We start from the raw sequence: 15,818 nt of genomic DNA, 5'->3' as shown, positions 1-15,818 counted from the left end.
TTTTGTGATGAAATGGAGTTTTAAAATTACTTAGATAGGGAATATAAGTAAAGTAAATACATTATATGTTTACTTGAATACATTAACGTCATTTCCATTTTTCAAAAAATTGCGTATGCACAAAAAACTTGAAAAAACAGTTTTTTTTTTGGTGAAAAAGTTATGGAAAAAATTGTGCTATGAATTCTTATGGGTCGTAGGATATTCTGCAAACAGAAGCAAATTAGCACCGAAAGAAAAGCATGCAAGACATCAAATTTGGAGTAGCGAGGAGGAAAAATGATGGCGATAAAAAAACAAAGAACGATTTTGGAAGAGTATAAGTTCATGGTCCAAAAGGGGCGGGGCCAAGGTGAAGGACCAAATTATCATCCTTGGCTTAAAGTCAGAGAAATACCATCCAAGGGATTTTCGCATCGAATCTTAGGGTGGAAGACGGGCAGAGTCCATCATTTGTTATCCAATCTGGAGCTTTCCTATTTTTATATATTGGAATGGAGATCAAGTGTAAAGGATATCCGTGAACGGTATCCACTTGATCCCAAGCAAACGCTTGAAATTGCTCATATGTTAAAAATTCGGCATCCTCTTCATCCTAAAACAATGCAATTAAGGGTAATGACAACTGATTTTTTTATCACGGATGAACAGGGGCATCACACTGCTATATCAGTGATGCCCATCAAAAACCTAGAAAAAAAACGAACGATTCAGTTACTGGAGATCGAGCGAATGTATTGGCAACAGAAGAATGTTAATTTTGCAGTCATCACTGATTTCGATATCCCTGAACCGTTAATTGATAATATACGTTGGATTCATAAAGCACGTCGACTTATTGATGGCCCTTCATTCCTCTCAGAAGAATTGATCATGGATTTAGAACCTCATTTCCAGAAGATAATTAGACAATCCTCTCAACCGTTAGCACATTCATGTTCTGAACTGGATCGTCAATATGCATATTCCTATGGCACATCCCTTTGGATTGTACGTCATTTTGTCGCCAATAAGATTTGGAAGTTAGATATGCTTGTTCCAATTGATACAGCCAAACCATTAAATTTAATAACTCAGTAAAGGAGGGATATAATGTTACCTTTTGGGGTGAATTCATTAATTGAATGGTTTGTCGGTGATGAGTCAGCACCTCATCTCGTAAAACGAATATTATTCATTTCGCCTAACAACGAATATTTAATGGTTTTTGATATGGATACTCCAAATGCTTTACCTGAGTTCATGCATGTTGATGAGCTGTTGGAGGACTTAACAACTCGACAGGCCTGTGTACTGAGCGTAGACCGATATCTACGAGCAGATATGCCCAATATTGAGACCAAAAAGAAACACTACAAACAGCGAGATGAAGCTTGGGAAAAAATAAAGGATTTGGTTACAGACGAACCTGATATTTACAAAGCTTCGCTCCTAAAGGTGATGGTGGAAGAAGCAGCAAAGAAACATAACACCCATCCCAGATATATCTACAAATATTTAAGAAAATACTGGAGAGGGGGGAAAAATAGAAATGGGCTGTTACCTAGCTATAATCTTTGTGGTGGCAAAGGAAAAGAACGACTCGTTAGTGGAGGGAAAAAACGGGGAAGAAAGTCTGTACTGGAACTTGCTACAGGGAAGACGGGAGTGAGTGTCGATGAAAATATGCTGTCCATCATACTCGCGGGATACAACATGTTCTATGAGAATCGAAAACGGTATTCTCTAAAAAAATCTTATATTGAAACGATTGCTCACTTTTTTAGCATCGGTAAAAAAATCGTTCAGGGGAAAGAGGTTCCGATTTTGGCAGATCCGTCAACCTATTTTACCTATGAAACTTACTTGTACTGGAACCGCAAACGAAGAAATATCAAGAAAAAAATTATTTCCCGTGAAGGGGAGAAGGAATTCGATTTGAATAATCGACCTGTACTCGGTAACTCCCAAAAGAAAAACTTTGGACCAGGCTCAGTCTTTCAAATTGATGCAACCATGGCAGATGTGTACTTGGTAAGTAGTTATGATCGTACCAAAATCATTGGACGGCCCGTTTTGTATGTGGTTATAGATGTATTTAGTCGGGTTATTGTAGGTTTTTATGTGGGTCTGGAAGGTCCGAGCTGGCTTGGAGCACAGATGGCATTACTAAATACGTTTGAAAATAAAACGGAATTAGGAAAAAAGTTAGGTATTGAGATTACGGAGCAAATGTTTCCATCTGCTCATCTCCCTGAAAAAATCGTAGCCGATAGAGGGGAATTGATTTCAGATCCCGCAGGTGTGCTTTCCTTTTACTTTAATATTGATATAGTTAACACCCCACCCTATCGCGCGGATTGGAAAGGCATTGTTGAACAACAATTTCGATTATTAAACTTAAAAACAATTTCTTGGCTACCAGGTGCGATAAATAAGCGACACCGCCAAAGAGGAGAGCCCAATCATGCGCTGGATGCAACATTGGATTTAAATGAGTTTACAAAAATTATCTTAAACACAATTCTAAAATATAACACAAGTCATTATTTGCAAGGCTACAACAAAGATGAATTTATGATTGCTGACCATGTTAAACCGATTCCTAATCATTTATGGCAGTGGGGAGTCCAAAATCGTAGTGGACATCTAAGACAATGGGATGCAGATTTTGTAAAACTGAATTTGATGCCGCAAGATACAGCAACCGTTACGAAGAAAGGGATTCGTTTTAAAGGGATGTATTACTCTTGTCCTACAGCGATATCTGAAGAGTGGTTCATAAAAGCTCGTTCAAAGAGCTGGAAAATTGATATTTCATATGACTTCAGAAACACTACTGCAATTTATTGGCGAGAGTCAGGCACCAACCGATTTGAACGTTGTGAATTGTTGGAAAGGGAACATCGTTATATGGACCATCGATTAGAAGATACTCAGGAACTGATAGCCCTTGAGCTTTTGGCAACGAAACTAGAAATAGCCGCTGAACTTCAGGCGGATGTGGAACTTAGCAGTCTGAACAATTCCATAAGCAAGGATGCAACGGAGCAGACAAAAGAGCAACTTCAAGAAGTGGATCTAAGTGATCTTAACCGTCTATCAGGGATTAGAGAAAATCGGGCTCAAGAACGAGAACAAATTAGGGAAATTGAAAAATTCGATGTTGGAGGAAAGTCTGGTTCCCCAGATGTGTGGGATGCAACTGAACTAGATATTGATTTACCGCTACCTCCATCTTCAAAATCAAAATCAAGTTTAGCTTTACTAAAACAATTAAAGAGGGGATGAACGTAATGAAGAAGAGTTCCATGCTAGAAGACGGTAAATATGTTTTCACAGGTAGAAGTGTAGAGGCAACCTATATTGAACAGGAGGAACCGACATATCAACACAATTTGTGGATTGAGGCCTTGCCGCCTGTCCTCACGAAAGAAGAAGCCATTCGGAAAATGAAGCGATATCCAATTTACAATGAAGAAGAACGAGGTAAGTCTGATGAAGCACGCATCCATGCTGTACAGCGAATTCGAACGTACGTTGAAGCGTTACCGATGCTTTTGGATCTTGAAGAGCGGTTCTCCCGAATGATAAGACAAGGATACCTGGCACGCAATCCCATTGATGCTGAATATGTGCGACAGATGAGAGCAGGCTTCATGGATTTGGAGCCAGGCGAAATTCCTGTAATACGCTCATCCGCTGCTGGATTTGCAGTGATCGGTCTTAGCGGAATGGGAAAAACGACGGCTATAGAAAGTGTACTTTCTCTATATCCTCAGGTTATTCAGCACTCGGAGTATAACGGAACACCTTTTCACCGATCTCAGGTTGTTTGGTTAAAGCTAGAATGTCCTAGCAACGGCTCCATCAAAGGGTTATGTTTAAAATTTTTCCAAGTACTTGATAGCATTCTCGGTAGTAATTATTACAACAAGTTTTGCAGGGGGAGGGTCACTACGGAAGAGCTCATTCAAGATGTTGCTTTTATCGCATCAACTTTAGGGGTAGGAACCTTGATAATTGATGATATTCAGCATCTTAATGCGGCAAAAAGCGGCGGTGCAGATAACATGTTGAACTTTTTTGTGGATCTAGTTAACTCCATGGGAATCCCTGTTGTTCTTATTGGAACAAATGCAGTTATTCCATTGTTGCAAGGCACATTTTCCACCGCACGAAGAATGAGCGGGCAAGGTGATTTAATTTGGAGTAATCATGTTCAAGAAGATGAAGTATGGAATTATTTTGTTGAACAGCTTTGGACGTATCAATGGACGAGGACACCTACAATATTAACGTCAAAGCTGAAGAAAGTTTTGTATGATGAATCGCAAGGAATTACGGATATTGCCGTTAAATTGTACATGCTTGCCCAGTGGAGTGTTATTGGAGAAGAAAGAGAACAAATCACAACTGCTGTCATTCGAAAAGTAGCCAAAGATTCGTTCCAGTTACTTAGACCAATATTGGAAGCCATTAAGAAAAATCAAATCAGTAAATTAATGAAAATACGAGATATCTATGTGGACGAAGACACGATGGATAATTTCTTGAAAAAATCGAAAGAACGCGTCGCGCTGCAAGGAACTTCAAACACGCTGCAAAACCAGAGGGCCGCAAGCACAAATGATAAAGAAAATGATCCTATTATGATTGTATCCAAGTGGCTTTTAGAGGCGGACTATAAACCTATGATTGCCAAAGAAGCTGCCCATCTTGCTGTGACTCAAAATGCTCAAGCCACAGATATTAAGAAAGTCATAAAAGATGCAATGAACATTGCGTTTCACATGGAGATTGATACGTCTTTTGGTGAATTAATGTCCCCTGATGATATGCGTGCTGTAACGAAGCCAACGTCTGAAACAGATACCTCCAGCAACTATGAACGCTTAAAAGAAGCGGGGGTTATCCAAACCATTGAATTGGAGTGAATCAATATGCTGCCGATGTTTCCAAATCCATATCCTGATGAAATTTACTATAGTGTCATGGCTAGATACCACTTTTGGTCAAGAGGAAAAAGCTACTCGGCTACCATTGAGGAGTTATTTGGAACAGGGAGATTGGCAGCCGTTGTTGATCTCCCTTGCGGACTAGGCTTTTTACAGTCTCAGCTTCCCACTCATCATTCGACAAGGGAAGAATCGTTAATTCAAAACCATACGTTTTTTCCATTGTACCAACCATTCTTAACTCCTGAAAAAGTCGATGCGATGACTAACAAACTTAAAGTTGGGGGGAATAATGGAGGTGGGGTACATTCAATGTTAGGTTGCGGTGGTTCGTCAACGGTAGTTTTCTCGCCTACGCTTCGATATTGTTTATCCTGTGTTGAAGAAGATATTAAGTGGTACGGGGAAGCGTACTGGCACAGACTTCATCAGGTCAGTCTCGTTCAAGAGTGTCCTGTTCATTATCAGAAACTCCAAACTTCAAACATTCCTTTTCGTGACCGTCAGCATAAATATCAATTCATGGATATCAACCAGTTCATTAAGGCACCACATGGTCATTTACTCCAATATTCTGAAATTGACCAAAGTCATAACGTGGATTCGTTAGCAAACAATGTGAAGTATATTCTTACACATCATGTTAAACCCGTTGGAATGGAAACATTGAAATCAAAGTATGTCTATTTACTAAAGTCTGCTGGTTACACCAGTCATACAGGCAAAGTAAACATTTCGAAGTTGTCTAATGATTTTGTAGAGGCATTTGGGGCTCCCTTTTTAAATAAAATTGGATGTTTCCCGAACTCCAAAAATGATTACAATTGGCTCAGTTCCTTTTCAAGGAGTCTAAGGGCAGCAATTAGCCCTGTTCGGCATCTTTTAATGATGCATTTTATGAATATTTCTGCTGAAGATTTCTTTTCCCTAAATCCAACGAGTCAACCATTTGGAAGTGGACCATGGCCTTGTTTGAATATTGGTTCAGATCATTATCGAAAAGAGACAATCCATAAATTAGATGTAAAAGTGCATCCTAAAGAAAAAGAAAAGGTGATTGGAACGTTCCAGTGTGATTGTGGGTTTGTATATACGCGACATGGTCCTGAAAAAGGAGATCAAGAAAGATATTCCTATCATTACGTTAAACAGTACGGCAACATCTGGGAGGAAAAGCTCCAACATCTATTGACGGTTAAAAAAATGACTCCACAAGAGGTGGCAAATCATTTTCAAGTTAGCTGGGTTACCGTGAAAAAATATTCTGCTCAATGCGCACCGAATAGAAGACTGTTATATGTACCAGATGAAAAAGGGTTTGTTGAAAAGCAAGCCCGATATCGAGATCAGTGGCAGCTGCTTCGGCAACAGTATCCGCAAAAAGGAAAGACCGAATTATCCATGTTATTGATTAGACCTTTTCAGTGGCTAGCGAAAAATGATCCCGAGTGGTTAATCGAAAATTCACCGCCACTTCAAAAAGCGAAACACTATCATCATACTCCAATTAATTGGATAGAACGAGATCAGGTTCTAGTGAAGAAGTGCAAAGAAGCTGTGCATCAGCTTCTTCATCTGGATAAACCGACCCGAATCACCATCAACTCCATTGGTGAAGCTACCAATTCGTTGTTTATTCTCACTCGAAATTCAGCCAAGCTACCCCAAACGATCAACTACTTATCTTCTGTAGTTGAAAGCCATGAGGACTTTCAGTGCCGTCGAATTCAGATCGCTTCTCAGGTTTTGCACAGTAACAGGGAGAACTTCACTCGATATAAATTGATTAGAATGGCTCATATTGATTCTAATAAAATGTCACCTAAAGTGAAAAAGCTAATTGAATACATTTGTCGTATTCATCGGCTTTAAAGGAGGGCTAGATATGCTCTCCTTCTTTCCTACCCCTTATCCCGACGAGTTGTTTTATAGCGTTGTTGCCCGCTATCATTATTGGAGTCGTAACAAATCGCTCTTTCAAACCAATGAAGACCTTTATGATTTTAGAACAATAGTTCCACAAGCGGCTTTTCCGACAGGATTAGGAATTTTAAAAAGCAAAATCTCACAAAACCAAAGTTTTGAATTGGACTCATTAATTTATAAGCATTCATTTTTTCCGCTGATTGAATTGTTTATTAACAACGGAAAATCAGACATGATACTAGATGTAATGAAAGGAGATGATCCTAAAAAATCGGTGGAAGTCCAGTTGGGAATATGTCGATTCCAACTTATCAATCGCCACATCATGTATTGCCCTATATGTTATGCCGATGATGTCCATCGATATGGGGAAGGGTATCTACATCGAATTCATCAGTTAAACGGAATAAAAGTTTGTCCCATTCACGAACATGCACTTATTAGTTCGGGATTCGATTATTCATACGGAAAGAAAAAGTACGCGGTTTTTGATGTCGGGAGTATCAAGATTCCTCAAACAATTCGGCCAGTTCCTATTTCAAAATGGGATTTACAAATCTCCAAAATGACAGCAGCATTATTCTCACGAAGGTGGCACATCCGTCTAGAAGATTTAAAGAAATTTTACATTAGAAAAATTGAAGCAATGTCGTTGTTTAATTCAGGTTTTGTCAGGCGAAAGAAATTCAACGAACAATTTATCGACTTTTTTGGTCAGGAGTACTTGTCAACGATTACATCAGAACTTGGTATAAATTTTATTGCCGATTTAGAGAAATTGATTAACGATAGCACGACAAAGATACCTAACGTTCACCCTATTCTTCACGTTCTTATTATGATCTTCCTTGAAGTAGACTTGAAATATTTGGAACAAAAAGTTGTGTTGTCTGATCAGGAGTATGAACTCTTTATAACATAAGTGACCCATTAACGACGTTAGAAATAACGTCGTTTTTCATGCAGTCTTGAGACCGACTTTAAATTACTGGTAAATAATTGAACATGGATCGACTTTAAATTAATCAATTTTTAGATCAAGGCTGAAAAAAGCCCGTCAAATCAGGGTTCTATGTGATTAACTTTATTTTACCGAGACATCAACAGCCGCCAGGGAGACAACGCCCATCCGCTGTATGCTGAACTGCTGAAGATGACAGCGGAATGGGAAGGCGGCTATTCGTTCCAGCAGGCGTTTGAGAACTTCAGCAAGCGTTGTGCGGTGCAGGAAGTCTCCATCTTCACAACTACAGTACTGCTAAATTACCGCAGAGGCGGAGCTGACTTTGTTCTGTCGTTGCGTGATCTGTCGCGGATGCTCTGGGAGAAGCGGAAGGCTATCAGCCGGACCCAGGGGGAACAGGCTTCCTCAAAGCTGGTCTTCCCGATGGTGGTTATCTTCTTAATTGTGATTGTGCTGGTGGGGACACCGGCGCTGATGATGTTAAAAATGTAGGAGGTAGAAGCATATGATGATGCTGATTGCAGAAGGTGTGAGGAATTTTTGGAGAGATGAAGATGGACTGGGCACGCTCGAGATGATACTGATTATTGCGGTGTTGATTGCGGTAGTGCTGGTGTTCCGTGAAGAGATTGTAAAGGTAGTTAAGGACTTGATTAGTACTGCCGGGGATAAGAGTCAGGAAGTATTTGAGTGATCCCTCTGCAGGAGGAGGAGGGAAGCTTCACAATCGAGGCTTCGCTTCTGCTGCCGATCATTATGTGCATCACAATGCTGCTGCTGTTTTTCTCCCTCTACAGCTATCAGAAGTCGATGCTGCTGCAGGTGGGCTCAGCTGCAACCGAGCGTGCGGCCTATAATTGGGAGAATAGCAACAGGGCGGTGGATGGGGAATTCACGGCAGGCAATTATGATCCGCTGTACTGGAGAATCAGCGAAGATGGATTATTGGGGTCCTTGTTCGGAAAGAGTGCACAGAATGGAAGTGAGGTAATTGTACTGCCTGGTGAGGCGGAGGCTGGGGGCGAATTGCCCGTAGTGAAGCTGCGGCAAGCTTCGAAGATTGTCCCGTTGAATCTGACGGGAGAGCTTAGCTACACTTACGGATTCACAGGCCGCAAGATCAGTGCTGAATTAAAGAAGGTGCTGAATTTACCTGTCTTGGATGAATTATTGGCGGATGAGGCGGTTCCCGAGATATCTGCCAGCTCCTATGTTACTGAGCCTGTTGAGTTTATTCGAACCGTAGACCTCATGCGTTACTACGGGTCCAAGTTCAAGAATCATTCATCCGGCAGCAAGGAGGACACGGGCATGGAGAAGAAGAACGCTGCCCTCATGCTGGACAAGCTGCACTAAGCTGCCAATATCTCGGCGGGACTGGTTCAGGTGATGGGGCTGGAAGGAGGTGATAACGGATGCTGCATTCCAAGGAATGCAAGTTGTTCAGCAAGCTTCCTAGCCCGGGCCGCTGCCGGAATTACGCAAGGCGGAGCGGAACTAGGAACAGAAGTAGCAACAGAAGTAGCGATATTAATAGAACCGGAAGGTTAGTTAGGTGTACTTTCAGATATCTGCATACAACTGAAGGATCTGTCTCCATTTTTCTGATTATGATACTGGCTTTCGTATTTCTTTTCACCACTGTGCTCATAGATTACGCACGGATAGCGGCTGTGAATGTGCAGGAGGAACGTTTGGCGAGAGCCGGGGTCCGCTCCGTAATGTCCTCTTATGATATTACTTTACGGGACCGGTACGCTCTGTTCGCCTTCGGCGGTAACGACGGCAATCAGCTGCTGTCCAAGGTGCTGAACGATAATCTGTATGAGAGTGGACGGGCGGATGCTTTTAATCTGCTGCCGGTAAAGCTGTATTCCTCTTCGCTGAACTGGAGCCGGCCGCTTGGCAGCTATGATATCTTCCGGCGGCAGATTATTGAAGAAATGAAGTATAAAGCACCTGTTGATTTCGCACTGGAGCTGGCAGGAAAGCTGAAACCCCTGTCTGCGGCAATGACGGAGGCTTCACAGACAACACAGATACTGGGAGACCTGCAGCCTCTATATACTCAGCGTGAGGAAGCATTGGAACTTATGCTGCAGAAGAGAAGAGAGGCTGCTGACAGTACAGTGAAACTGCAGAAGCTTCTGATGAATCCTCCTGCTAATCATATATATCCTGCTGGGCTGGGCTCCATTGCCTCTGCAGCGGATATCCCGGCGATGTATAACGATTATTTCGCCAAGTATTACGAGGATTTGTTCCGGGATACCAAAAAACCGCCAAAGTACTCAGGAGTTCTATCGCTGTATAGAAATCAAGTATCTGATTTGATCAGCCGGATACCTGGTGTTCTGGCTGAGGTTCAGGCAGATCATAACTCCCGGTTACAGGAGGCCAGATCAGCACTTACGAAGGCTGAGGATTTAAACCGGCAGATGAAAAGCATGCTCGATCAGTCAATGGCTGCCGCAGATACTGCCGGAAATGATCCTGCGCGGAACTGGGACATCCCGGGGAGCGTGGAAGAAATGAATTCAGAGCCGCTCAGGAAGCTGAGGGAACAAGCAGCAAGCCTTATTCTCCCTTCATCCGAGTTCAGTACTATGGACAATAACTTAGGGGAACAGGAACAGGCTGCAATGAACCTGGAGCCGGCAGTATCCGGATTACCAGCCGTATTGAGTGCATTATCAGGATCATCTGGAGAGTATTCAGGCATGGTTACAGGTGTTCTGAATGCTTCAGGGACAATTCATAGTTATATACAGAATTATGGCGAGCATGGATCCATTATTACAGCTGAGGCCGCGCAGATTGACGGCCGCCGGACTTCGGACAGTGGGCGCAGGCAAACGGAACAACAGGCCAAAACCAAGCTCGGGGAGGCTATGAAACTGCTTAATGAGATCCGCGGTCTGGGTGAAAGCGCAGAAGAAGCCGCGGAACGGTACCGTAGTCTGCGTCAATACTACGAGGAGAATGTCTCTTTCAATGAGGGTATAGAGCAGGAAGCAACAGTTACTGTGAATAGCGGTGATCAGTATACTGCCGGAAAATCATCGATGAAAAATATGGACGGTTTATACTCAGCGATGAGCAGTGTTCTGGAAGGCGCCAGGGACAGATTGTATCAAACAGAGTATTCAGCAATGTATTTCCGTCATTTTGATCTATCGGCGCTGACTCCGCTGGCTTCCGGGTCTGCGGAAGGACTCGGAGAAAAGCTCGGGGAACAACTTGATCCTCAGGCTCAGGAGCTGGAGTATATTCTGTACGGCTTCTATAATCCTGCCGGAAATGTAGCGGCGGCATATGGGGAGATCTTTGCCTTGCGGCTGGCCGTACGGACTATGGAGGGAATGATAGAGAAAGCCAGTCTGGGCAATCCGCTGGCGGTCCTGGCTGCTGCACTTTTGTATGGAGTTGAACAGGCTGTTCAGGACATGCTTCTGCTCTGCAGGAACGGGGAGATTCCTTTATCCAAATATATGACCGCGAAGCTTACCTATCGTGATCATTTGCGGTTGTTTCTTCTGCTTCATGGAGGAGGGGAGGAACAATTGGCCCGGATGCTTGCACTTATCCGCCTGAATACCGGCACTGATCCGGCGGGTAAGTTCACGTATGCCTCAGCAGAACTCACAATGGGCATGCCGCTGTGGTTTCTCCCTGGAGTAGTGAAGCTGGTGGATTATAGTGCAGGACTCTCCGGGGACGTCCGGGGTAAGAATTATTTCAGGAAAGTAGGGGCCGACTTTTCTTATTGAAGGAGGATTGGCCGAATGAAGCTCTGTCTGCGGAAATCGCCGGGCCCGTGTGATGAAGGCAGCATGGTTGTAGAAGCGGCGCTGGTTCTACCCATGTTTCTGTTATTTGTCCTGTTCCTGATCTTTATTGTGCAAATGACACTATATTCCACGGCGCTGCAGAGCACGGTTTCCGATACGGTTAAAATAGTCTCGGCGCATATGTATCCTGCGGCTTTGGCCGCACAGCAATGGGATGATGCAGGTGAAGCAGAGAACACAGATTCGTCCGCTGGCTCTGCCTCTCCGGGTGTATGGAGTATTCCGCGGTTGTCGCTTGCCGAATGGAGCGAGAATTATGTGAAAGAGCTTCCTGAGCCTATGGAATCTTGGGTCAGCGCTGCAGTCCAGCAGGGAGAAGGGCCGCTCCAGAAGGTGCAGGCCGGAGCTTCCGAGGCCGTACTGGATATCGCACTTAAGCCTATGCTGAAGCCGTATCTGTCTTCGGACTGGCTTAAATACAGCCGGATTCATGTGTCTAATGTAACCGTCCCTGATCTGAATAAAGGAACACATCCTTACTTCGGACTGGTAGTCAGCTATGATTTGCCGATGAAGGTCCCGTTCCTGAATCAAAAGATTGTACTTGAGGCCAGTGCAGTCGAACGCTTATGGATCGGCAACACAGATGTATCCGGAGATGGCGGTGCGGCCGGACCTGATGAAGAAACAGGCATCATTGTCGTCCTGGAGAAGCCTAATCCGGGCGTGGCGAACCATCAGGGCCTGATAAAGGTTAAGGTGCCTCCGGGTGCTTCGGCGAACCTGGCCATTTTTTACAAAAGCGGTCAGAGCACGGCCAAATATCTGGGCTGGAAGCAGGCGGATGAGAACGGATATATCGAATGGGAATGGAAGATAGGCGTAAATACAACACCGGGGACCTGGCCCTTCGTCATTTGTTTGGCTGACGGCACCTCCTTGGAGGCTACTTTTACAGTTGTGAAATAACTGAAGTTTACGGGAAGGGGAGTGGGGATGACAGAATGGGCTTTTTGGGGCTGCCTGCCGTTCCTGACAGCAGCATTAATCACAGATATACGCTGGATGAAGATCCCTAACTGGATCACATTGCCTGCACTGGTTGCAGGAATATCCCTGCAGGTGATTATGAGTGGCTGGCATGGACTGCTCTTATCTCTGTGCGGTGCAGGTTCGGGGTTTCTGCTGCTGCTGATCATGTATTTCATCGGGGCAGTGGGGGCTGGAGATGTTAAGCTTTTTGCCGGAATTGGTGCCTGGACTGGTGTATTGTTCTCCCTGCAGGTAATTGTGTATTCAGTGCTGTTGGGAGCCGTTGTCGGCTGGAGCATGATTCTCTTCAGGCGGGGAGCAGGCCGGAGGGTACGCGGTATATTAAGCAGAAGTGCGGGATTCCTGCTGCTCCGTAATACGGATATGTTCAAAAAAGGACAGGCGAGTGATCTGCTCCGGTTTCCGTTTATGCTGGCTGTTTTTCCGGGATTTATCTGTGCGTATTATTATTTCTGACTTGAGGTTTGGAGTTATAACAGCTCAGGAGGTGAAGCTGCTTGTTTGGACTGGAACGTGATTTCGTGCAGCAGGATGGGATAACGATGCTACTCGGCAAGCCTGAGGGATTGGCGGCAGGAGAGCTTAACATGGTTCAGGCCCGCATGCTGATGAACACCGGCATTCCGCATCATCTGCGGCTGCTTCTTAGAGAGATAGACCTGCAGGTGACACTGGAATATACCGTATCAAGACGAAAAATGCTGGGGGCTCTGCTCAAAAGTGAGAGGCTGAGTATGCTTGAATTCTTCGGGCTGCTGCTGCAGATCGCTGCAGGAATGGAGGAGGGGCGCCTGTATATGCTGCGTGCAGAGCAGTACGCGTTGCATGAAGACTACATCTTCATTGAGGGTCCGTTAAACAGTGGAAAAGTGTTCCTTACCTACCTTCCACTGCAGCATACAGAATCAGCTGTAAGTCCGGGGGAGTCACTCAGATCACTGATCATGGTTTTTATGGCGGCCATCCATGAGCTGTCCGGTGACGGAATGCAGCGGCTGCTGCAATACTGCGGGGAGGAGGCTTTCAGCCCTGCAGGGCTTAAGGAACTATTAGCAGAATTGCTGACAGGGGCAGACCAATACAGGGCTCCTCCTGAAGCCATGGGGCTGGTTCAGGGGAAGCTGGCAGGAGCGCCGATTCGGTCAGCAGACAGAATGGAACAGCCTCCGCTCCTTAATCTGGAAGAGCCAAAGACGGCTTTCCCGGGGAGAGCAGCCTTCGCGTGGGAGCAAGGAGGTAAGGAGAGTGTGCCTCCTGCTTCTGGACAGGCGCCAGATCAGGCTCCATGGATGAGCGGCGCACCGCGGCTGAAGCGGAAGGATGGGGGAGCAACCGGAGAACAGCTGAGGCCTGATATGCCTGAACAAACCCTCCAAGCTGCTGTGGACGGAACATCATCGTATCGGACGTATATTGTACTTGGTGCAGTGCTGTGCGATGCGTTGTTATGGAAGTTTCTCTATTTAAATAATCCCTTGACGCTTTGGCTCGCGGTCTGTGCAGCAGTAACTCTGGGGCTGGCAGTTGTATGCTGGATGGTGTGGAGCGGTAGGATTACCCGGGGCGGATCTGAGGAAGAGGAAGAATTTTTGGAGGAGGGGATAGAGGACAGGAAGGGTACAGGCCGGAAGCTGAGGAATGAGCTGGAATGGGATTTTGGCAGAAATCCGGTAGCGCCGTTCCGGACTTCAGCTCCCGCTTACATGCGTTCAGAACAAGCATCATCTGCTGAAATCTCTTATCTTAGGGGGACAATGGCAGGCGGACAGGGTACAGCCCCGGAGATTGCCGAGGAACGGCTTCATGTGAAAGAAGCGCCTGCTGCTGTAGCTGCCACGGCGCTGCTTATCCGGGAACCGGAACCGGTTAAAGGGGGTGGGCTCCCATCAAGCGGGCGGGCAGTTCCTTATCTGGAAAGAAGCGAGGCGGATGACGGCGGAACTCCTGAGAGAATTGAACTGAACCGCCCCAGCTTCATTATTGGCCGCTCTTCAGAGGTCGCCCAGTATGTAGAGACATCTGAAGGGGCATCGCGGGTGCATGCCGAAATTTCCAGAAGCTCCGGCGGATATATCCTGAAGGATCTGGACTCAAGGAACGGCACGCTTCTCGCTGGTGAGGTTATGGTTCCTTATAAAGAGTATCCGTTGACCGAAGGAGCGGTGTTCACGATTGTTAAGGGCTGCTATACGTTTCACACTTGAGATTTCAGCTGTTCAAGTGCCGGCTGCAGGGTTGGATAGGTGAACGTGAAGCCGTTATTCACCGCTTTGGAAGGAAGTACGCGCTGTCCCTCAAGCAGAATTTCCGACAGCTCACCTACGGCAGCCTTCAACAGAAATGCCGGGACGGGAAACCAATGCGGACGATGATAGACTTTGCCGATCATGCTTCCGAATTGTTCGTTCGTAACCGGCTGCGGTGCAGTGGCATTGACAGGACCCTCGATCTCAGGATGAAGAATGCAGAATTCGATTAGCCGGACGATATCCGTCAGGTGAATCCAGGACAGCCACTGCTTGCCGCTGCCGATTCTGCCGCCGAAGCCAAGGGAGTACGGCAACCTCATTTTGGGAAAAGCACCGCTCTCATTGCCCAGCACAACGCCTGTGCGCAGTTTGATCAGCCGGCAGCCCGAATATGCTTCATCGGCAGCCTCTTCCCAGGTCTTGACGACTTCTGAAGGGAAGTCTACAACGCGGGTTGGAGAAGATTCATTATAGGTATCCTGCCGTGAAGTCCCGTAAATGGCGACAGCAGAGGACTGGACGACTACCTGGGGCTTATGCTGCAGCGACTGCAGCAGCTTCCCTGCTGCGGTAACGGTTTCCAGCCGTGATTTCATAATCGCCTGCTTGCCGCTTTGAGTCCAGCGCTGGCTAAGGGAAGCTCCGGCAAGATTAACCAGTGCATCTGCGCCTTCGGCAGCTTCTGGATTTGATTTCAGACTGTCCCAGGTAAGATAGCTCAGACCCGGATGAGCTCGTGGGTTCGCCGGAAGCTTGCGGCCGACACTGATGAGCTGATGCCCGCTTTGCAGCCAATATTCGGTTAGTTCGCTGCCGATGAAGCCGCTGCCTCCGCAAATGATATATTTCATAGGGGTGCTCCTGTTCTGGACGCCTGACCATGGCGTGACCTGATTAG

13 protein-coding genes and 1 pseudogene are annotated in these 15,818 nt (G+C 45.5%); 13 read left to right on the top strand and 1 reads right to left on the bottom strand.

Going from position 1 to position 15,818, the window contains the following annotated elements:
• The first annotated feature begins 73 nt into the window (after positions 1 to 73).
• The 13 genes and pseudogenes from NYE33_RS33490 to NYE33_RS33430 all read left to right on the top strand — a co-directional run bounded on the left by NYE33_RS33490 (position 74) and on the right by NYE33_RS33430 (position 14,875).
• A complete protein-coding gene (locus NYE33_RS33490; RefSeq protein WP_341069587.1) occupies positions 74 to 283 on the top strand; it encodes a hypothetical protein in 210 nt (69 codons plus the stop codon).
• Positions 280 to 1,080 (top strand): TnsA endonuclease C-terminal domain-containing protein, encoded by an 801-nt coding sequence (locus tag NYE33_RS33485; RefSeq protein ID WP_341069584.1) that lies wholly within the window; start codon positions 280 to 282, stop codon positions 1,078 to 1,080. Before NYE33_RS33490 ends, NYE33_RS33485 begins: the two co-directional genes overlap by 4 nt.
• A 12-nt stretch (positions 1,081 to 1,092) precedes the next feature.
• On the top strand, positions 1,093 to 3,270 hold the full coding sequence (locus NYE33_RS33480; RefSeq protein WP_341069582.1) for a Mu transposase C-terminal domain-containing protein: 2,178 nt from the start codon (positions 1,093 to 1,095) through the stop codon (positions 3,268 to 3,270).
• Positions 3,271 to 3,275: 5 nt separating this feature from the next.
• The gene (locus NYE33_RS33475) at positions 3,276 to 4,916 is read left to right on the top strand and encodes an ATP-binding protein (protein ID WP_341069580.1); all 1,641 of its coding nucleotides are present in this window, start codon (positions 3,276 to 3,278) and stop codon (positions 4,914 to 4,916) included.
• Positions 4,917 to 4,922: 6 nt separating this feature from the next.
• The gene (locus NYE33_RS33470) at positions 4,923 to 6,809 is read left to right on the top strand and encodes a TnsD family Tn7-like transposition protein (protein ID WP_341069577.1); all 1,887 of its coding nucleotides are present in this window, start codon (positions 4,923 to 4,925) and stop codon (positions 6,807 to 6,809) included.
• Positions 6,778 to 7,785 carry a TnsD family Tn7-like transposition protein gene (locus NYE33_RS33465; protein WP_341069575.1) on the top strand — a complete coding sequence of 336 codons (1,008 nt, stop codon included), beginning with the start codon at positions 6,778 to 6,780 and terminating at the stop codon, positions 7,783 to 7,785. Before NYE33_RS33470 ends, NYE33_RS33465 begins: the two co-directional genes overlap by 32 nt.
• A gap of 195 nt (positions 7,786 to 7,980) precedes the next feature.
• Positions 7,981 to 8,319: pseudogene (locus NYE33_RS33460) on the top strand (type II secretion system F family protein); the annotation flags it as partial.
• Between the two features lie 13 nt (positions 8,320 to 8,332).
• Positions 8,333 to 8,521 (top strand): Flp1 family type IVb pilin, encoded by a 189-nt coding sequence (locus tag NYE33_RS33455; RefSeq protein ID WP_042134320.1) that lies wholly within the window; start codon positions 8,333 to 8,335, stop codon positions 8,519 to 8,521.
• On the top strand, positions 8,518 to 9,183 hold the full coding sequence (locus NYE33_RS33450; protein ID WP_042134322.1) for a TadE family protein: 666 nt from the start codon (positions 8,518 to 8,520) through the stop codon (positions 9,181 to 9,183). The genes NYE33_RS33455 and NYE33_RS33450 overlap by 4 nt, the downstream gene beginning before the upstream one ends.
• Before the next feature lie 338 nt (positions 9,184 to 9,521).
• Positions 9,522 to 11,597 carry a hypothetical protein gene (locus tag NYE33_RS33445; RefSeq protein ID WP_341069572.1) on the top strand — a complete coding sequence of 692 codons (2,076 nt, stop codon included), beginning with the start codon at positions 9,522 to 9,524 and terminating at the stop codon, positions 11,595 to 11,597.
• 15 nt (positions 11,598 to 11,612) lie between these two features.
• Positions 11,613 to 12,587: a pilus assembly protein gene (locus tag NYE33_RS33440; RefSeq protein WP_341069570.1), complete on the top strand. Its 975-nt coding sequence runs from the start codon at positions 11,613 to 11,615 to the stop codon at positions 12,585 to 12,587.
• A gap of 27 nt (positions 12,588 to 12,614) precedes the next feature.
• The gene (locus tag NYE33_RS33435; RefSeq protein ID WP_042134324.1) at positions 12,615 to 13,127 is read left to right on the top strand and encodes an A24 family peptidase; all 513 of its coding nucleotides are present in this window, start codon (positions 12,615 to 12,617) and stop codon (positions 13,125 to 13,127) included.
• A gap of 41 nt (positions 13,128 to 13,168) precedes the next feature.
• A complete protein-coding gene (locus NYE33_RS33430; protein ID WP_341069567.1) occupies positions 13,169 to 14,875 on the top strand; it encodes a DUF6382 domain-containing protein in 1,707 nt (568 codons plus the stop codon).
• Here NYE33_RS33430 and NYE33_RS33425 read toward each other — a convergent pair.
• Positions 14,866 to 15,771 (bottom strand): TIGR01777 family oxidoreductase, encoded by a 906-nt coding sequence (locus NYE33_RS33425; RefSeq protein WP_042134328.1) that lies wholly within the window; start codon positions 15,769 to 15,771, stop codon positions 14,866 to 14,868. The genes NYE33_RS33430 and NYE33_RS33425 overlap by 10 nt on opposite strands.
• Positions 15,772 to 15,818 lie beyond the last annotated feature (47 nt).

It is taken from the genome of Paenibacillus sp. FSL R10-2199 (assembly GCF_038000235.1).
Classification (GTDB): domain Bacteria; phylum Bacillota; class Bacilli; order Paenibacillales; family Paenibacillaceae; genus Paenibacillus_AQ; species Paenibacillus_AQ phytohabitans.
The sequence above is the reverse complement of the archived record's forward strand: the minus strand, read 5'-3'. Positions and strand labels throughout refer to the sequence as shown.